We start from the raw sequence: 18,928 nt of genomic DNA, 5'->3' as shown, positions 1-18,928 counted from the left end.
CGAGAGACGAGACAGGTGGGCCCGCGGCCGAGTGCGACCGATAAACTGTTCAAGGACGTCGCCGGGTGCAGCTCCCCGCGTCGTCCAACCATGATCAGCCAGCAGCCGCTGCAACCCCAGGGAGCGTTGTGTCCCGTCGCCTGTTCACCTCGGAGTCCGTGACCGAGGGCCACCCCGACAAGATCGCTGACCAGATCAGCGACACCATTCTCGACGCGCTTCTGCGCGAGGACCCGACCTCCCGGGTCGCCGTCGAAACCCTGATCACCACCGGCCTGGTGCACGTGGCCGGCGAGGTCACGACCAAGGCCTACGCGGACATCCCGACGCTGGTCCGCGGCAAGATCCTGGAGATCGGCTACGACTCCTCCAAGAAGGGCTTCGACGGCGCCTCCTGCGGTGTCTCGGTCTCCATCGGCGCGCAGTCGCCGGACATCGCGCAGGGTGTCGACGCCGCCTACGAGGCCCGCGTCGAGGGCGACGACGACGAGCTGGACAAGCAGGGCGCCGGCGACCAGGGCCTGATGTTCGGCTACGCCACGGACGAGACGCCGACGCTGATGCCGCTGCCGGTCTTCCTCGCCCACCGCCTGTCCAAGCGCCTGTCGGACGTGCGCAAGAACGGCACGATCCCCTACCTGCGCCCGGACGGCAAGACCCAGGTCACCATCGAGTACGACGGCGACAAGGCCGTCCGCCTCGACACGGTCGTCGTCTCCTCCCAGCACGCGAGCGACATCGACCTGGACTCCCTCCTCGCTCCCGACATCCGCGAGTTCGTCGTGGAGCCGGAGCTGAGGGCGCTCCTGGACGACGGCATCAAGCTGGACACCGAGAACTACCGCCTGCTGGTCAACCCCACCGGCCGCTTCGAGATCGGCGGCCCGATGGGCGACGCCGGCCTCACCGGCCGCAAGATCATCATCGACACCTACGGCGGCATGGCCCGCCACGGCGGCGGCGCCTTCTCCGGCAAGGACCCGTCCAAGGTGGACCGCTCCGCCGCCTACGCCATGCGCTGGGTCGCCAAGAACGTCGTGGCGGCCGGCCTGGCCTCCCGCTGCGAGGTCCAGGTGGCGTACGCCATCGGCAAGGCGGAGCCGGTCGGCCTGTTCGTGGAGACCTTCGGCACCGCCAAGATCGAGCCGGAGAAGATCGAGCAGGCGATCGACGAGGTCTTCGACCTCCGCCCGGCCGCCATCATCCGCGACCTCGACCTGCTCCGCCCGATCTACGCCCAGACCGCCGCCTACGGCCACTTCGGCCGTGAGCTGCCCGACTTCACCTGGGAGCGCACCGACCGCGTCGACGCGCTGCGCAAGGCCGCGGGGCTGTAAGGCGTACGGAACCACGTGAGGCCCGGTGTCCCCCTCGGGGCACCGGGCCCCACGCGTACCCGGCGTCCGCCACCCGGCTCCGGCTGTCGGTGGGCTTTGGTAAGAATGCAAGCGTGAGCAGCGAGAACGAACAGGCGGGCGGTGACGCGCGGGGTGCGCCGCCCGAGCAGCTCGCGCTCATCCGGGAGAGCGTTCGCCGGGCGAGGACACCGCGAGCCAAGCCGCGCACCTGGCGGGGGGCGGCACTCGCCAAGGAGCTGCCCGTCGCGCGGGTGCTGGTCGACAAGGGCGTGCTCCATCTCGACCGGTACTTCGACTACGCGGTGCCCGAGGAACTGGACGCGGACGCGCAGCCGGGCGTGCGGGTGCGGGTGCGGTTCGGGGCCGGACGGCACCGGGTCCGGGAGGGGCGCCGCGAGGGCGGCGGGCTGATCGACGGGTTCCTCGTCGAGCGGCGCGCCGAGTCCGACTACTCCGGCCCGCTGGCCGCGCTCGCCCAGGTCGTGTCGCCGGAGCCGGTGCTCGGTGAGGAGCTGCTGGGACTCGCCAGGGCCGTCGCCGACCGGTACGCGGGCAGCCTCGCCGACGTGCTGCAGCTCGCGGTGCCGCCGCGCAACGCGCGGGCCGAGCAGCGGCCCTCGCCCGCGCCGCTCCCGCCGCCCGCCCCGCCCGGGGCGGGGACCTGGACCCGGTACGAGCGGGGAGCCGCGTTCCTGGAGTCCCTGGCCGCGGGCGGCGCACCGCGCGCCGTGTGGAACGCGCTGCCCGGGCCGTGGTGGAGCGAGGAACTGGCGCGGACCATGGCGGCCACGCTCGCCTCCGGGCGCGGCGCGCTGGCCGTGCTGCCGGACGGGCGGGCGGTCGCCCGGGTCGACGCCGCGCTGACCTCGCTGCTGGGCCGGGGGCACCACGCGGTGCTGACCGCCGACGCCGGGCCCGAGAAGCGGTACGCGCAGTGGCTCGCCGTGCGGCGTGGCTCCGTGCGGGCCGTCGTCGGGACCCGCGCGGCCATGTTCGCCCCGGTGCGGGACCTGGGACTGGTCGCCCTCTGGGACGACGGCGACGACAGCCACAGCGAACCGCACGCCCCGCAGCCCCACGCGCGCGAGGTGCTGCTGCTGCGGGCCGCCCACGACGGGTGCGGTTTCCTGCTGGGCGGCGTCGCCTGCACCGTCGAGGCCGCCCAGCTCGTGGAGAGCGGGTGGGCCCGGCCGCTCGTCGCCGCCCGGGAGCGGGTGCGGGCCGCCGCCCCGCTCGTACGGACCGTGGGGGACGGAGACCTGGCCCGCGACGAGGCGGCCCGGGCCGCCCGCCTGCCGACCCTGGCCTGGCAGGCCGCCAGGGAGGGGCTGCGGCACGGACCGGTGCTGGTGCAGGTGCCCCGGCGCGGGTACGTGCCGCGGATGGCGTGCGCGGCCTGCCGGGAGCCGGCGCGGTGCCGGCACTGCGCGGGGCCGCTGGAGGCGCAGGAGTCGCACAGCGAGCTGCGGTGCGGCTGGTGCGGGCGCGAGGAGGGCGGTTGGCACTGCCCGCAGTGCGGTGCGTTCCGGCTGCGGGCCCAGGTCGTGGGGGCGCGGCGGACCGCCGAGGAACTGGGGCGCGCCTTTCCCGCCGTACCGGTGCGGACCTCGGGGCGCGAGCACGTGCTCGACACGGTGCCGGGGACGCCCGCGCTGGTCGTGAGCACGCCGGGCGCCGAGCCCGTCGCCGAGGGCGGGTACGCGGCGGCGCTGCTGCTGGACGGCTGGGCCATGCTCGGACGGCCCGACCTGCGGGCGGGGGAGGACGCGCTGCGCCGATGGCTCGCCGCCGCCGCGCTGGTCAGGCCGCAGCCGGACGGCGGCACGGTCGTCGTGGTCGCCGAACCGGCCCTGCGGCCGGTTCAGGCGCTGGTGCGGTGGGACCCCGTCGGCCATGCCGTGCGGGAGCTGGCCGAACGCGCCGAGCTGGGCTTCCCGCCGGTGTCGCGGATGGCGGCCGTCTCGGGGACGGGGGAGGCGGTGGCCGAGTTCCTCCGCGCGGTGGAGCTGCCGCGCGAGGCCGAGGTGCTGGGGCCGGTTCCGCTGCCCGTCACGGCCGCGGGGCGTCCGCGGCGGCCCGGGGCGCCGCCTCCCGGCGAACGCTGGGAGCGGGCGCTGATCCGGGTGCCCCCGGGCAGTGGCGCGGCACTGGCCGGCGCGCTGAAGTCCGCTCAGGCGGCGCGGACGGCGCGGGGGAACGGCGAAGCGGTGCGGGTGCGGATCGATCCGCCCGACATCGGGTGAGGGGGCCTGTGCGCGGGGCGATGCCCTCCCGGTGCGCCGGGAGGGCGGGTGAGCGGGTGCGTCAGCCGTTGCGGGGGCCGGGGAAGGCCGTCGGCCGGGCCTCGTCGCGCAGGGCGGGGCTGCCGGCCGTCGGCTGGGCCGGCATGGAGCGGGCCGCAGGGACCGTCGGCAGGGCGGCGCCCACGGTGACCGTGCGGGCGCCCGACGGGTCGGACGTACGCTCGGCCTCGGCGGTGGCCGTCTGGGCCGCGGCGCGGCGCGAGCCGTAGCGGCGGTGCACCGCCTGCTTGGTGACCCCCAGGGCGGAACCCACCGCGTCCCACGAGAAGCCGAGCGAGCGGTCGAAGTCCACGGCCGCCGTGACCAGGGCCTCGACACTGTCCCGCAGCTCCTGTGCGAGACGGACCGTCGGGGCGGGGGCGCGTCCGTAGACGACGAAGCCCGTGGAGGGGCCGGAGCGGCGCGGGCGGTAGACGTTGCCGAGCTGGGCGGTGAGCGTGCGCAGCGCGTCCACCTGCCGGCGGACCCGCTCGATGTCGCGCACCAGCAAGTGCAGGCTGGCCCGAGCCTGGGCGTCGTGGGATGCGTGGTCGGCCATGAACAAGCCTCTCGAACCGGCGTTGAAAAGGATGCGGGCCGCAGGCGGCCCGCGTGGGTCAACTGTTACTTGACCAACGCGGACGCGCTGCGGGGGTCACGGGGTGGGGGCGCGGGGGCATATGCCCACGCCCCCGGGCGGGGGCGCGCGCCTTGGTCCCCGGTCCCGGCCTCCTCCCCCGCCCGCGCACCGCTCCTCTCCGGCCGGGCGGGAAGCGGGCCCCTCCCCCGAGGGCCGTCCGGTCGTGGGTGACAGGGGCGCGGGGGAGCGCGCCCCATAGACTGGTGCGCTGCCCGCAACCGCCCCCGTCCGAGAGGCCCGTGCCCACCCATGAAGCTCGTCTTCGCCGGTACCCCCGAGGTCGCCGTTCCCGCCCTGGACGCCCTGCTCTCCTCCGGGCGGCACGAGGTGGCCGCCGTCGTCACGCGGCCCGACGCACCGGCCGGGCGCGGGCGCAGGCTGGTCGCGTCCCCCGTGGCCGAGCGGGCCGAGGAGGCCGGCGTCGAGGTGCTGAAGCCCGCCAAGCCGCGGGACCCCGAGTTCCTGGAGCGGCTGCGCGAGATCGCGCCCGACTGCTGTCCCGTCGTCGCCTACGGCGCCCTGCTGCCCAAGGCCGCTCTCGACATCCCCGCCCACGGCTGGGTCAACCTGCACTTCTCGCTGCTGCCCGCCTGGCGGGGGGCCGCGCCCGTGCAGCACGCCGTCATGGCGGGAGACGAGATCACCGGCGCGTCCACCTTCCTCATCGAGGAAGGGCTCGACTCCGGGCCGGTCTACGGCACCGTCACCGAGACCGTCCGGCCCACCGACACCAGCGGCGACCTGCTCACCCGCCTGGCCTTCGCCGGCGCCGGGCTCCTCGCCGCGACCATGGACGGCATCGAGGACGGCACGCTGGAGGCCGTACCGCAGCCGGCCGAGGGCGTCAGCCTCGCCCCCAAGATCACCGCCGAGGACGCCCGCGTCGACTGGAACGCCCCCGCCCTGCGCGTCGACCGGGTCGTGCGCGGCTGCACGCCCGCGCCGGGCGCCTGGACCACCTTCCGCGGCGAGCGGCTCAAGCTCGTCCAGCTCGCCCTCGCCCCGGACCGCACGGACCTCGCCCCGGGGCGGCTGTCCGTCGGCAAGAACAACGTGTACGCGGGCACCGGCTCCCACGCCGTGGAGCTGCTGTGGGTGCAGGCCCAGGGCAAGAAGCCGATGAAGGCGGCGGACTGGGCGCGCGGGGTGCGGATCGCCGAGGGGGAGGGCCTCGGGGGCTGACCGGGGCCGCACGCTGCCGTCGCCCGGTGCCGTGCGCCGCCATGGGCCGGCCTCCGGCGACGTAGGCTGAAAAGCACCACGTCATCCCATCACCGGAGCACCTTCTTCGTGAGCGACACCCCCCGCCGGCCCCGCAGGCCGGGCAAGCCCTACCGCCGGCCCCAGAAGGACCCCGTCCGCATCCTCGCCTTCGAGGCGCTGCGGGCCGTGGACGAGCGGGACGCCTATGCCAACCTCGTCCTGCCTCCCCTGCTGCGCAAGGCGCGGGAGAAGGGCGACTTCGACGCCCGGGACGCGGCCCTGGCGACCGAGCTGGTGTACGGAACGCTGCGGCGGCAGGGGACGTACGACGCCGTCATCGCCGCCTGCGTCGACCGGCCGCTGCGGGAGGTCGACCCGCCCGTCCTCGACGTGCTGGGCCTCGGCGCGCACCAGCTCCTGGGGACGCGGATCCCGACCCACGCCGCCGTGTCCGCCACCGTGGAGCTCGCCCGGGTGGTGCTCGGCGACGGGCGGGCCAAGTTCGTCAACGCCGTGCTGCGCAAGATCGCCCAGGACGACCTCGACGGGTGGCTGGCACGCGTCGCGCCGCCCTACGACGAGGACCCCGAGGAGCACCTCGCCGTCGTCCACTCGCACCCGCGCTGGGTCGTCTCCGCCCTGTGGGACTCCCTCGGCGGCGGGCGCGCCGGCATCGAGGAGCTGCTGGCCGCCGACAACGAGCGGCCCGAGGTGACGCTGGTCGCCCGGCCCGGGCGGGCCACGGCCGGCGAGCTGCTCGACGAGGAGGCCGCCGTACCGGGGCGCTGGTCGCCGTACGCGGTGCGGCTGACCGAGGGCGGCGAGCCCGGGGCCGTGCCGGCCGTGCGGGAAGGCCGCGCCGGTGTGCAGGACGAGGGCAGCCAGCTCGTCGCGCTGGCCCTGGCGGGCGCGCCCGTGGAGGGCCCCGACCGGTTCTGGCTGGACGGGTGCGCGGGACCCGGCGGCAAGGCCGCGCTGCTGGGCGCGCTCGCCGCCGAGCGGGGCGCCGTGCTGCTCGCCTCCGAGAAGCAGCCGCACCGGGCGGGGCTCGTGGCGAAGGCCCTGGACGGCAACCCCGGCCCGTACCAGGTGATCGCCGCCGACGGCACCCGGCCGGCGTGGCGGCCCGGCACCTTCGACCGGGTCCTGGTGGACGTGCCGTGCACCGGACTGGGCGCCCTGCGCCGCAGGCCCGAGGCGCGGTGGCGGCGCCGCCCCGAGGACCTGGACTCCTTCGCCCCGCTCCAGCGGGGACTGCTGCGCACGGCCCTGGAGTCGGTGCGGGTCGGCGGCGTCGTCGGTTACGCGACCTGCTCGCCGCACCTGGCCGAGACCCGGGCCGTCGTCGCCGACGTGCTCAAACAGCACCCGGGGGCCGAACTCCTCGACGCCCGGCCGCTGCTGCCCGGCGTACCGGACCTGGGCGAGGGGCCCGACGTGCAGCTGTGGCCGCATCTGCACGGGACGGACGCGATGTACATGGCGCTGGTGCGGCGGACCGGCTGACGCCGGCCGGGGGGTGCGCCGGTACCGGCCCGGGGTCCCGCGCGCTGCGGACACGGACGGCCCGGCCCCCGGGGCCGCGGGACCGGCGCGCCCCTTCCGGGCCGGGCATGGCAGGCTTGGGACATGGCCGTGCAGATCAACCCCAGCATCCTGTCCGCCGACTTCGCCCGCCTCGCGGACGAGGCGAAGGCGGTCGAGGGAGCCGACTGGCTCCACGTCGACGTCATGGACAACCATTTCGTCCCCAACCTCACGCTCGGCGTGCCGGTCGTGGAGTCCCTGGCCCGCGCGACGGACACCCCGCTGGACTGCCACCTGATGATCGAGGCGCCGGACCGGTGGGCGCCCCAGTACGTGGAGGCGGGCGCCGGTTCCGTCACCTTCCACGTCGAGGCCGCCGCCGCCCCGGTGCGGCTCGCCCGGGAGATCCGCGCCAAGGGCGCCCGCGCCTCCATGGCGCTCAAGCCCGCCACGCCGATCGAGCCGTACGAGGACCTGCTCCCCGAGCTCGACATGCTGCTGATCATGACGGTCGAGCCCGGCTTCGGCGGGCAGGCGTTCCTCGACATCATGCTGCCGAAGATCCGGCGCACCCGGCAGCTCGTCGACAAGCACGGCCTCCAGCTGTGGCTCCAGGTCGACGGGGGCGTCTCGGCCTCCACCATCGAGCGGTGCGCCGACGCGGGCGCCGACGTCTTCGTCGCGGGTTCGGCCGTCTACGGGGCCGACGACCCGGCCGAGGCGGTCCGCGCCCTGCGCGCCAGGGCCGAGGCGGCGACCGCCAGGGCGTCCTGGGCGTGCGACCACTGAGCATCCAGAACGTGAACGGCTTTCAGCAGGGCTGATCAACCGCGCCGGATCTGCGAGGATGAACGGCGAATCCAGAGTGTGAACAGCAGTGAGGAGATCGCCGTGTCGGGTATGTCGGCGGGCCGGTCAGCCATGCGGATGGGACCCGCTGAGCTGGTGCAGGCGGCGGCCATGGCCCGCCGCTTCTACCTCGAGGGCAAATCCAAGATCCAGATCGCCGAGGAGTTCGGCGTCAGCCGCTTCAAGGTGGCCCGGGTCCTGGAGACCGCCCTCGAACGGGACCTCGTACGCATCGAGATCCGCGTGCCGGCCGAGCTGGACGCGGAGCGCTCCGACGCGCTCCGCGCCCGCTACGGGCTCCGGCACGCCGTCGTGGTCGAGTCCCCGGCCGACGCCGAGGAGACGCCCGACCCCGAGAACCTCGGTGAAGTCGCCGCCGACCTGCTCGGCGAACTCGTCGACGAGGGCGACGTGCTGGGCCTGGCCTGGGGCCGGTCCACCATCCACATGGCGGCGGCGCTGGACCGGCTGCCGCCGTGCACGGTGGTCCAGCTGACGGGCGTGTACGACGCCGGGACCGCCGAGCGCGGCTCGGTGGAGGCCGTGCGCCGCGCCGCCCAGGTGTCCGGCGGTGACGCCCACCCCATCTACGCGCCGATGCTGCTGCCGGACGCGGCCACCGCGCAGGCACTGCGCCACCAGACCGGGATCGCCCGGGCCTTCGAGTACTTCGACAAGGTCACGGTCGCCTGCGTCTCCATCGGCTCCTGGGAACCGGGCATTTCCACGGTGCACGACATGCTCAGCGACGAGGAGCGCGCGCACTACGCCTCGCTCGGCGTCGCCGCAGAGATGTCCGCGCACCTCTTCGACGCCGAGGGGCGCCGGGTCGGACGGGACCTGGGGGAGCGGTGCATCACGGTCAAGGCCGACCAGCTGCGGCGTATCCCGGAGGTCGTCGCGATCGCGGGCGGGCAGCGCAAGGCGGCGGCCATCGACGCGGTGCTGCGCTCCGGGCTGGTCACCAGCCTGGTGACGGACACCTCGGCCGCGGACTACCTGCTGACGGCCGGGACGACGCCGCGGCCGGCGCTGAACCGGGCCGACCCGGACGGGGCGTGACGGAAGGCCGCGCGGGGCGCACCGCGGCAGCGCCGACGGCATGCCGCCGCGGTGCGTCCACGGGTCCCCCCGCCCCCGGGGGCTGCCGCGCCCGCTCCGTCGGCCCACCGGGGCCTGTGCGGCACACCACACCGACGATCCCCACGACTCCCAAGGCGGTAACGAGATGACGCAGGCACAGGACCCGGCGGGCCGGATCGTGGTCACGATCGACCTCGACGGGGTCACGGACAAGGCCGGCCTGATGGACCGCTGCGCCCGCGCCCTGGACCTGCCCGAGTGGTTCGGCCGCAACTGGGACGCCCTCGCCGACGTCCTGGCCGACCACTCCCTGTGGCCCGAACAGGCCGTGGAGCGGGGACTGCTGGTCGTCGTGCGGGGCTGGGGGCAGTACGCGCGGGCGCGGCCGGAGGAGTGGGAGGTCGCCGAGGAGGTCTTCGCGGAGGCGACGGACCGTGCCGCGGGGCTCTTCGTGTCGCTCGGGTGACGCCGGTCTCGGTGGTTTCTCCAAAAGGGGCGCCGACCGGTTCGGGCGATCCGCCGGGAATCTGCGGGTCGTCCCTCGTGAGAGAATGAAGTACGTGCTCTTTCCCCCTGGCTGACCTGTCCGGGGGCCACCTCTGAACCACCGGGATGTGCAGCACGTGCGTTTCCTCAATGACATCCAGCCCCCGTACGACCTGACGTACGACGACGTCTTCATGGTGCCGAGCCGCTCCGCGGTCGGCTCGCGGCAGGGTGTTGACCTCAGCTCTCCGGACGGCACGGGCACCACCATCCCGCTCGTCGTCGCCAACATGACCGCCATCGCGGGGCGCCGCATGGCCGAGACCGTGGCCCGGCGCGGCGGCCTGGTCGTCATCCCGCAGGACATCCCGATCGACGTCGTCACCGACGTCGTCTCCTGGGTGAAGAGCCGCCACCTCGTCCTCGACACGCCGATCGTGCTGGCCCCGCACCAGACGGTCGCCGACGCCCTCTCGCTGCTGCCCAAGCGGGCGCACAACGCCGGTGTCGTCGTCGACGGGGACCACAAGCCGGTCGGCGTGGTCACCGACACCGACCTGTCCGGCGTCGACCGCTTCACCCAGCTCGAAGCGGTCATGTCCCGCGACCTGCTGCTGATCGACGCGGCCATGGACCCGCGCGAGGCGTTCAACACCCTCGACGCCGCCAACCGCCGCTACGCGCCCGCCGTGGACTCCGAGGGCCGGCTCGCCGGCATCCTGACCCGCAAGGGCGCCCTGCGCGCCACGCTGTACACACCGGCCACCGACGCCCGGGGCCGCCTGCGCATCGCCGCGGCCGTCGGCATCAACGGCGACGTGGCGGGCAAGGCCCAGCAGCTGCTGGACGCGGGCGTGGACACCCTCGTCATCGACACCGCGCACGGCCACCAGGAGTCGATGATCAGCGCCCTGAAGCTGGTGCGCGACCTCGACCCGCAGGTCCCGATCGTCGCGGGCAACGTCGTCGCCGCCGAGGGCGTGCGCGACCTGATCGAGGCGGGCGCCGACATCGTCAAGGTCGGTGTGGGCCCCGGCGCCATGTGCACCACCCGGATGATGACCGGCGTCGGCCGGCCGCAGTTCTCCGCGGTCCTGGAGTGCGCCGCGGAGGCCAGGAAGTACGGCAAGCACGTGTGGGCCGACGGCGGCGTCCGCCACCCGCGCGACGTGGCCATGGCCCTCGCGGCCGGCGCGTCCAACGTGATGATCGGCTCCTGGTTCGCGGGCACCTACGAGTCGCCGGGCGACCTCCACGAGGACGCGAACGGCCGGCTGTACAAGGAGTCCTTCGGCATGGCCTCCGCGCGCGCGGTGCGCAACCGCACCTCGGAGGAGTCGGCGTACGACCGCGCCCGCAAGGCGCTGTTCGAGGAGGGCATCTCCACCTCCCGCATGTTCCTCGACCCGGCCCGCCCGGGCGTCGAGGACCTGATCGACTCGATCATCGCGGGCGTCCGCTCCTCCTGCACCTACGCCGGTGCCGCCTCCCTGGAGGAGTTCGCCGAGAAGGCCATCGTCGGCGTCCAGAGCGCCGCCGGCTACGCCGAGGGCAAGCCGCTGCACGCCAGCTGGAACTGACCCCCTCGCGACCGCGGTCGGCGGGACCTTACGGCCCCCGGTGGGAACCGGGGGCCGTCGGCGTGCCCGGCGCCCGCCACCGCCGGCATGGACCCCGCCGGCCGCCGCGCCGCCGCCGGCCCACCGCTCGCGGGGCCGGCTCCGACGCGGCGGACACCGCCGGGGCGCGGATGCCGGCGGGGGAGCCGGAGCGGCGCTGACCAGCGGCGTCGCGCAACGGTCGGCAGCCTTCGCGCAACGAACGCACGCCCGGGCCCGGTGAACGCAACGATCGTGCGAAGACGCGCAAGGTTGCTGCATTACCGGGGCGACCCCCGCCCTCGTAGTGTTCTGCGCTGTACGTGGCGTGGCGGGGACCCCGCTCGATGGGTCCCGGTCTTCGCCGGGGCTCCGTCGGCCCCCGCTGCCTCGGCACCCACCCGCCGCTCGAAACCGGCGGGACCGGCAGCGACAAAGGAGTCAGCGCGTGCTCGACCATGGCGCACCCCCGCCCCCTCGCTCTCAGACGGCCCCCTCCTCCCCGGGGGCAGCAGCGCGCCTGATGCGTCGCAAGCCCGTGGAACGCCTGGTCGCGGAGGGCGGCCAGGGCGAGGGAGGCACCCTGCGCCGCTCCCTCGGCCTGTGGCAGCTGACCATGATCAGCATTGGTGCCACCCTCGGCACCGGCATCTTCGTCGTCCTCGGCGAAGCCGTCCCCAAGGCCGGGCCGGCGGTCACCCTCTCCTTCGTCATCGCCGGTTTCACGGCGCTCTTCTCCGCCCTGTCCTACGCCGAGCTGGCGGGCAGCATCCCGGTCGCCGGCTCCTCGTACTCGTACGCGTACGCGACGATGGGCGAGCTGGTCGCCTGGGTCTGCGGCTGGTGCCTGGTCCTGGAGTACGGCGTGTCGGTCGCGGCGGTCGCCGTCGGCTGGGGCGAGTACCTCAACGAACTGCTCGACGGGACGATCGGCGTGACCATCCCGGCCGCGCTGTCCGCGCCGCCCGGCGACGGCGGCCTCTTCAACCTGCCGGCGCTGATCGTCGTCCTGCTCGCGATGGCGTTCCTGCTGGGCGGTGCCCGCGAGTCCGCCCGCGCCAACACCGTCATGGTCGTCGTCAAGATCGCCGCGCTGGTGCTGTTCTGCGCCGTCGGCCTGATGGGCTTCCGCTCCGGCAACTACGAGAACTTCATGCCGCTCGGCATGGCCGGCGTCAGCGCGGCCGGGGCGACGCTGTTCTTCTCGTACATCGGCTTCGACGCCGCCTCCACCGCCGGTGAGGAGGCCAGGAACGCCCAGCGCGACCTGCCCCGCGCCATCATGCTGTCGCTGGTCATCGTCACGGCGCTGTACGTCCTCGTCGCCGCAGTCGCCATCGGCGCCAAGCCCTGGAAGGCGTTCGACGGCACCGAGGCCGCGCTCGCCCAGATCATGAACGAGGTGACCGGGCAGACCTTCTGGGGCACCCTGCTCGCCTTCGGCGCCGTCATCGCCATCGCCAGCGTCGTGCTGACCGTGCTGTACGGCCAGACCCGCGTGCTGTTCGCCATGTCCCGCGACGGACTCGTGCCCAAGGTGTTCTCCAAGGTCCACCCGAGGACCGGCACGCCCCGCGCCAACACCCTGATCGTCTCCCTCTTCTGCGGCGTCCTGGCCGCCGCGGTCCCGCTCGGGCAGCTCGCCGACGCCACCAGCATCGGCACCCTGTTCGCGTTCGCCCTGGTCAACGTGGCCGTCGTGGTGCTGCGCCGGACCCGCCCGGACATGCCGCGCACCTTCCGCGTGCCGCTCTCCCCGGTGCTGCCGGCGCTCGGCTTCGCCTTCTGCGTGTGGATGATGGGCAGCCTGTCCGCCGTCACCTGGGCGGTCTTCGGTGTCTGGATGGCCGTCGGGCTCGTGTTCTACTTCGGGTACGGCCACCGCCGTTCCCGACTGGCATCACCGGAAGCGAAGTGAACCACCCGCAGTGCTGAACGATCTCGACGAACGCATCGTGCACGCCCTCGCCGAGGACGCCCGCCGCTCCTACGCGGACATCGGGCAGTTGGTCGGCCTGTCCGCGCCCGCCGTGAAACGGCGCGTGGACCGGCTGCGCGCCACCGGCGCCATCACCGGCTTCACCGTCCGGGTCGACCCCTCCGCCCTCGGCTGGGAGACCGAGGGGTTCGTCGAGATCTACTGCCGCCGCAACACCTCGCCGGAGACCATCCAGCGGGGCCTGGAGCGCTACCAGGAGGTCGTGGCCGCCTCCACCGTCACCGGGGACGCGGACGCGGTCGCCCAGGTCTTCGCCTCCGACATGCGGCACTTCGAACGGGTCCTGGAGCGGATCGCCGGGGAGCCGTTCGTGGAGCGGACCAAGTCCGTCCTGGTGCTGTCGCCGCTGCTGCGCCGCTACTCGTCGGGGTCGCCCGCGTAGCGCGCGAGGCCGGCGGCCGGTCCCGCCCGATCCGCTGCGGCGATCCGCCCGGCCGTTCTAGCATCGATGTCATGACCCGGCGACATTGATCCCATCGGCACGCCTCCCGGGGACCGCCTCGGACACCGCGACCACAGGTGTCCGTACCGTCTCCCGGGAAGGCCCCATGACCCATTCACCCGCGCGTGTGCCCGCCGCCGTCCGCCGGCTGACGACCACGCTGTACGGCTATGCGTTCCTGGACGAACTGGTCCTGTTGTACCCGGTGTACGCGCTGCTGTTCGCCGACACCGGCCTGTCGGTCTGGCAGATCTCCTCCCTCTTCGCCCTGTGGTCCGCCGCCAACGTCCTGCTGGAGGTCCCCTCCGGCGCCTGGGCCGACGCCGTCTCCCGGCGCCGGCTGCTGTGGCTCGACCCGCTGCTCACCGCCGCCGGCTTCGCCCTGTGGGTGCTCGTGCCGTCCTACGGCACGTTCGCGCTCGGCTTCGTCCTGTGGGGCGCGGGCGGAGCGCTCGGCTCCGGCGCGCTGCAGGCGCTGGTGTACGACGAACTGGACCGGCTCGGCGCCGCCGACCGGTACGCCCGGGTCATGGGCCGCGCCCGCACGGCCGGGCTGGTGGCCGCGGTGGCGGCGATGGGTCTCGCCGGCCCGGTCCTGGCCCAAGGCGGCTACGCGGCCGTCGGCGCGGCGAGCGTGCTGGTCTGCCTGCTGACGGCGGCCACGGCGACCCGGTTCCCGGAGCACCGCCGGCCGGCCGCCGGCAGCGGCGGCTGGAGGGGCGCCCTGCGCGCCGGACTCGCCGAGGCCCGCGCCGACCGGTCGGTGCGCGGCGCCCTGCTGCTGGTCCCGGCCGTGTCCGCCGTATGGGGCGCGCTGGACGAGTACACCCCGCTGCTGGTCCGCGAGACCGGCGTGGCGCCGGAGACCGTCCCCCGGCTGCTCCTGGTGATCTGGGCCGGTGCCATGGCCGGCGGCCTGCTGGCGGGCGCCGCCGAGCGCCTGGGCACGGGCGGGTTCGCCGCCCTGCTGGCGGTCGCCGCGTCGGCCCTGGCCGCGGGCGGTGCGGCGGGCACACCGGCGGGTCTGCTGCTCGTCGCGCTCGCCTTCGGCGGATTCCAGCTGGTGACCGTGGTGGCCGACGCCCGCCTCCAACGGCGCATCGACGCCACCGGCCGCGCGACCCTGACCTCGGTCGCGGGCCTGGGCACCGAACTGGCCACGATCACCGCCTTCGGCGCGTACGCGGCGGCCGGCACGGCGGCCGGGCACGGCACCGCGTTCGCGTGGTCGGCGGTGCCCTACCTGGTGACGGCCGCGGTGCTGGCGGCGGGCGCGGCCCGGACCCGTTCACCGGCCGCCCGGCCCCGGGACTCGGCGCCCTCGTGACGCCCGGGGCGGGGCGGGCCGCCGGTCCCGTCCCGGCTGCGGCCGCAGCGGTCACGGCGCCCGGCGCCGCGCGCCGTGACGTCCGCGCGCCTGCCCCGCGCGCCTGCCCCGGGCGCCGGGCGCGGCGGTCCTCGCACGACGGGGCAGGCGGCTCCCCGCGCGGGTGAGGCGGACGGACACCGCCGGTCCGACGCGGCGCCCCCGCCCCCTCACACCCGGGACGGGACCCCGCCCCGGCCGTCCGGCGGGGTCGGGGCGCCCGCGCCCCGGAAAGACCGGCCTTCGGCCCGGCGCAACGAATCGCCGCGGGGGCGGCGGCGGACGCAACGTTCCGCTCACCGGAGCGCAACGGCTCCTCCTTGTCCGGCCGAACCCGCCGACCGTACCGTCTATCTGGCCCCCCGACCCCCGCCCACCCGGTGAGGAACACGCATGCGCACCGCCCTGCTCCAGAGCTCCGGACGACCCGGCTCCACCGCCGAGAACCTCAAGGTCCTCGACGAGGCCGCGGGCCGCGCCGCCGCCTCGGGCGCCGGGCTGCTCGCCACTCCGGAGATGTTCCTGACCGGGTACGCGATCGGCGACGGCATCGCCCGGCTCGCCGAGCCCGCCGACGGTGACGCCGCCGACGCGGTCGCGGAGATCGCCACCCGCCACGGCCTCGCGATCGCCTACGGCTACCCCGAGCGGGAGGGCGGGACGGTCTACAACTCCGCCCAGCTGATCTCCGCCGACGGCACCCGCCTGGCCAACTACCGCAAGACCCACCTCTTCGGCTGCTTCGAGCGCGACCACTTCACGCCGGGCGAGCAGCCGGTGGTCCAGGCCGAGCTGGGCGGCCTGCGGATCGGCCTGATGATCTGCTACGACGTGGAGTTCCCGGAGAACGTCCGGGCCCACGCCCTGGCGGGCACCGACCTGCTGCTGGTGCCGACGGCCCAGATGCACCCGTTCCAGTTCGTCGCCGAGCACCTGGTCCCGGTGCGCGCCTTCGAGAACCAGATGTACGTCGCGTACGTCAACCGGACCGGCGCGGAGGGCGAGTTCGAGTTCGTCGGCCTCTCCACCCTCGCCGGACCCGACGGCATCGCCCGCACCCGGGCCGGCCGCGCCGAGGAACTGGTCCTCGCCGACGCGGACCCCGACTTCCTCGCCGCCTCCCGCGAGGCCAACCCGTACCTGCGGGACCGCCGCCCGGGTCTCTACGGCTCCCTCGTCTGAGCCACCCCCCTCCTCCGTTCCCCTCCCCCCGGTTTTCCCGCAAGGAGTCCGTACCCCATGACGTCCACGGTGCCCAACGCCGTCGAGCACGCCGACGAGCAGCAGCCGCCGATCACCATGTTCGGCCCGGACTTCCCCTACGCCTACGACGACTTCCTCGCCCACCCGGCGGGCCTGGGCCAGATCCCCGCCACCGAGCACGGCACCGAGGTGGCGGTCATCGGCGGCGGCCTGTCCGGCATCGTCGCCGCCTACGAGCTCATGAAGATGGGCCTCAAGCCCGTCGTCTACGAGGCCGACCGGATCGGCGGCCGGCTGCGCACGGTCGGCTTCGAGGGCTGCGACCCCTCGCTGACCGCCGAGATGGGCGCGATGCGCTTCCCGCCGTCCTCCACGGCCCTGCAGCACTACATCGACCTGGTCGGCCTGGAGACCAGGCCGTTCCCCAACCCCCTCGCCGAGTGCACCCCCTCGACGGTCGTCGACCTCAAGGGCGAGACCCACTACGCCAAGACCCTCGACGACCTGCCGCAGGTCTACCGGGACGTCGCCGACGCCTGGAACAGGTGCCTGGAGGAGGGCGCGGACTTCTCCGGCATGAACCGCGCCCTGCGCGAGCGGGACGTGCCGCGCATCCGCGAGATCTGGTCCAAGCTGGTGGAGAAGCTGGACAACCAGACCTTCTACGGCTTCCTCTGCGAGTCGGAGGCGTTCAAGTCCTTCCGGCACCGCGAGATCTTCGGTCAGGTCGGCTTCGGCACCGGCGGCTGGGACACCGACTTCCCCAACTCCATCCTGGAGATCCTGCGGGTCGTCTACACCGAGGCCGACGACCACCACCGCGGCATCGTCGGCGGTTCCCAGCAGCTGCCGCTGCGCCTGTGGGAGCGCGAGCCGGAGAAGATCGTCCACTGGCCGTACGGCACCTCGCTGAAGTCCCTGCACGCGAACGGCGAGCCCCGCCCGGCCGTCACCCGCCTCGACCGCACCGCCGGCAACCACATCACCGTGACGGACGCGCGCGGCGACATCCGCACCTACCGGGCGGCCGTCTTCACCGCCCAGTCCTGGATGCTGCTCTCCAAGATCCAGTGCGACGACTCGCTCTTCCCGATCGACCACTGGACCGCCATCGAGCGCACCCACTACATGGAGTCCAGCAAGCTCTTCGTGCCCGTCGACCGGCCGTTCTGGCTGGACGAGGCCGTCGACGACCAGGGGAACCCGACCGGCCGGGACGTCATGTCGATGACGCTCACCGACCGCATGACCCGCGGCACCTACCTGCTCGACAACGGCCCGGACGAACCGGCCGTGATCTGCCTGTCGTACACCTGGTGCGACGACAGCCTGAAGTGGCTGCCGCTGTCCGCGAACGAGCGGATGGAGGTCATGCTGAAGTCGCTCGGCGAGATCTACCCGAAGGTCGACATCAGGAAGCACATCATCGGCAACCCGGTGACCGTCTCCTGGGAGAACGAGCCCTACTTCATGGGCGCGTTCAAGGCCAACCTGCCCGGCCACTACCGCTACCAGCGGCGCCTGTTCACCCACTTCATGCAGGACCGGCTGCCCGAGGACAAGCGGGGCATCTTCCTCGCCGGCGACGACATCTCCTGGACGGCCGGCTGGGCCGAGGGCGCGGTGCAGACCGCGCTGAACGCCGTCTGGGGCGTCATGCACCACTTCGGCGGGGAGACGGACCCGGCCAATCCCGGGCCCGGTGACGTGTACGACGAGATCGCGCCCGTCGAGCTCCCCGAGGACTGAGCCCCGGACGGCGTTCCCCGCCGCCGTACGCCTCGGCCCGGTACCGCGCGTCGGCCCGCGGCACCGGGCCGGCCGGCCCGGTCCGGCCGCGCTCGGCCGCCGGTTCCCGCGGCGCGCGCCACCGCGGGAGCCGGCGCCCCGCATCGGGGGCGTCCTTGCCGCGGCCGTACCGGCGCATCCGCGAAGGGCCGGGTCCGAGCCGGGTGCCGTACCCGTGTGTTCCTCCGGCGCCGGTGCCGGATGCTCCAACGGGTCGTGTTCACAGGGGAGTTGCCTGGGTGACGGCGACGGGCGGGATCAGCCGGGCAGCGGTGTGAGCAGCATGCGTCCCGCGAAACCCACCGCGGTGTCCAGCCGCTCGGTGAACTCCCCGGCCACGTCCGGCAGCCGGCGCAGCGCCCACAGCGTCCGGGCCGCCGTCCAGGCGGCGTCGCGGGCCCGCTCCAGGCTCCACGCGCCGAGCAGATGCGTGAGCGGGTCGGCGATCTGGAGGAGGTCGGGGCCCGGCATCAGATCTTCGCGGATGCGCTCCTCCAGCGACACGAGGAGGTCGCCCACGCGGTCGAACTCGTCCTCCAGGTCGACGGGTTCGCAGCCGAGCGTACGGCAGGTGTCCACCACGGCGAGCGCCAGGTCGTGCCCGACGTGCGCATTGACGCCCGCGAGCGCGAACTGCAGCGGGCGTACGCCGGGATGGCGGCGGAACTGGAGCAGGGGCCGCCAGCAGGCCGGCGGGCGGCGAGCGGCCGCGGCCGCCTCCACGGCGGTCAGATACCGCTCGGCGAACCGCACATCCAGGGCGATCGCGGCGCGGGCGTCGGGGAAGCCCCCGGCGTCGATGTGCCGGTCGACCGCCTCGGTGACGGCGAGGTAGACACGGTTGAAGACCGCGACCCCGTCCCGCGCCGGCAGGGCCGCGCCGAGGGAGCGCATTCGGGAGACGACGGTGTCCACCGTGCCGGCGGCGGAGATGACTTGCTCGCAGTGCGCCATGGGGGCAGCGTGGCAGCTTTAGTCTGGCCGGGGTGCCGGCGGTCCGGATGCTTCCCCGGAACGGGGGACACGGCCGCCGCGCAGGGGAAGGGGGGACTCCACCGTGTCCGGGCTCCGTACCCGGCGGCTCGCCGCGCGCCGGGCCGCGCG

The 18,928-nt window shown here is 74.5% G+C and carries 15 protein-coding genes; 13 read left to right on the top strand and 2 right to left on the bottom strand.

Annotated features, from left to right (window positions below):
- The first annotated feature begins 128 nt into the window (after positions 1-128).
- Positions 129-1,337 carry a methionine adenosyltransferase gene (gene metK / locus ACSU6Z_RS04210; protein ID WP_437042979.1) on the top strand — a complete coding sequence of 403 codons (1,209 nt, stop codon included), beginning with the start codon at positions 129-131 and terminating at the stop codon, positions 1,335-1,337.
- A gap of 113 nt (positions 1,338-1,450) precedes the next feature.
- Entirely contained in the window at positions 1,451-3,601 is a 2,151-nt protein-coding gene (locus ACSU6Z_RS04205) for a primosomal protein N' (protein WP_437042977.1), read from the top strand.
- A gap of 61 nt (positions 3,602-3,662) precedes the next feature.
- On the opposite strand, the gene ACSU6Z_RS04200 is transcribed toward ACSU6Z_RS04205, so the two are convergent.
- Positions 3,663-4,199, bottom strand: coding sequence for a hypothetical protein (locus ACSU6Z_RS04200; RefSeq protein WP_437042975.1), 537 nt, complete (start codon positions 4,197-4,199; stop codon positions 3,663-3,665).
- A 330-nt stretch (positions 4,200-4,529) separates the two neighbouring features.
- Between ACSU6Z_RS04200 and fmt the strand changes: the two genes are divergently transcribed.
- From fmt to ACSU6Z_RS04145, 11 genes are all read left to right on the top strand, one after another.
- Positions 4,530-5,462: a methionyl-tRNA formyltransferase gene (gene fmt / locus ACSU6Z_RS04195; protein ID WP_437042973.1), complete on the top strand. Its 933-nt coding sequence runs from the start codon at positions 4,530-4,532 to the stop codon at positions 5,460-5,462.
- Between the two features lie 108 nt (positions 5,463-5,570).
- Entirely contained in the window at positions 5,571-6,989 is a 1,419-nt protein-coding gene (locus ACSU6Z_RS04190) for an RsmB/NOP family class I SAM-dependent RNA methyltransferase (RefSeq protein WP_437042971.1), read from the top strand.
- 123 nt (positions 6,990-7,112) lie between these two features.
- Positions 7,113-7,799 (top strand): ribulose-phosphate 3-epimerase, encoded by a 687-nt coding sequence (gene rpe / locus ACSU6Z_RS04185; protein WP_437042970.1) that lies wholly within the window; start codon positions 7,113-7,115, stop codon positions 7,797-7,799.
- Between the two features lie 78 nt (positions 7,800-7,877).
- Positions 7,878-8,921: a sugar-binding transcriptional regulator gene (locus ACSU6Z_RS04180; protein WP_437042969.1), complete on the top strand. Its 1,044-nt coding sequence runs from the start codon at positions 7,878-7,880 to the stop codon at positions 8,919-8,921.
- Positions 8,922-9,087: 166 nt separating this feature from the next.
- On the top strand, positions 9,088-9,408 hold the full coding sequence (locus ACSU6Z_RS04175; protein ID WP_437042967.1) for a barstar family protein: 321 nt from the start codon (positions 9,088-9,090) through the stop codon (positions 9,406-9,408).
- A 157-nt stretch (positions 9,409-9,565) separates the two neighbouring features.
- Entirely contained in the window at positions 9,566-11,008 is a 1,443-nt protein-coding gene (locus ACSU6Z_RS04170; protein ID WP_437042965.1) for a GuaB1 family IMP dehydrogenase-related protein, read from the top strand.
- 466 nt (positions 11,009-11,474) lie between these two features.
- Positions 11,475-12,944, top strand: a complete 1,470-nt coding sequence (locus ACSU6Z_RS04165; protein ID WP_437042963.1) for an amino acid permease — start codon at positions 11,475-11,477, stop codon at positions 12,942-12,944.
- 10 nt (positions 12,945-12,954) lie between these two features.
- On the top strand, positions 12,955-13,407 hold the full coding sequence (locus ACSU6Z_RS04160; protein ID WP_437042961.1) for an Lrp/AsnC family transcriptional regulator: 453 nt from the start codon (positions 12,955-12,957) through the stop codon (positions 13,405-13,407).
- Positions 13,408-13,573: 166 nt separating this feature from the next.
- Positions 13,574-14,794: an MFS transporter gene (locus ACSU6Z_RS04155; RefSeq protein ID WP_437042960.1), complete on the top strand. Its 1,221-nt coding sequence runs from the start codon at positions 13,574-13,576 to the stop codon at positions 14,792-14,794.
- A 432-nt stretch (positions 14,795-15,226) separates the two neighbouring features.
- Positions 15,227-16,015 (top strand): carbon-nitrogen hydrolase family protein, encoded by a 789-nt coding sequence (locus ACSU6Z_RS04150; RefSeq protein ID WP_437042958.1) that lies wholly within the window; start codon positions 15,227-15,229, stop codon positions 16,013-16,015.
- Positions 16,016-16,072: 57 nt separating this feature from the next.
- Complete coding sequence (locus tag ACSU6Z_RS04145) at positions 16,073-17,785, top strand: flavin monoamine oxidase family protein (protein WP_437042957.1); 1,713 nt, start codon at positions 16,073-16,075, stop codon at positions 17,783-17,785.
- Between the two features lie 297 nt (positions 17,786-18,082).
- Here ACSU6Z_RS04145 and ACSU6Z_RS04140 read toward each other — a convergent pair whose 3' ends face one another.
- On the bottom strand, positions 18,083-18,778 hold the full coding sequence (locus ACSU6Z_RS04140) for a DUF5995 family protein (protein WP_437042955.1): 696 nt from the start codon (positions 18,776-18,778) through the stop codon (positions 18,083-18,085).
- Positions 18,779-18,928: the final 150 nt, after the last annotated feature.

The organism is Streptomyces sp. enrichment culture (assembly GCF_964273145.1).
Taxonomy (GTDB): domain Bacteria; phylum Actinomycetota; class Actinomycetes; order Streptomycetales; family Streptomycetaceae; genus Streptomyces.
The sequence above is the reverse complement of the archived record's forward strand: the minus strand, read 5'-3'. Positions and strand labels throughout refer to the sequence as shown.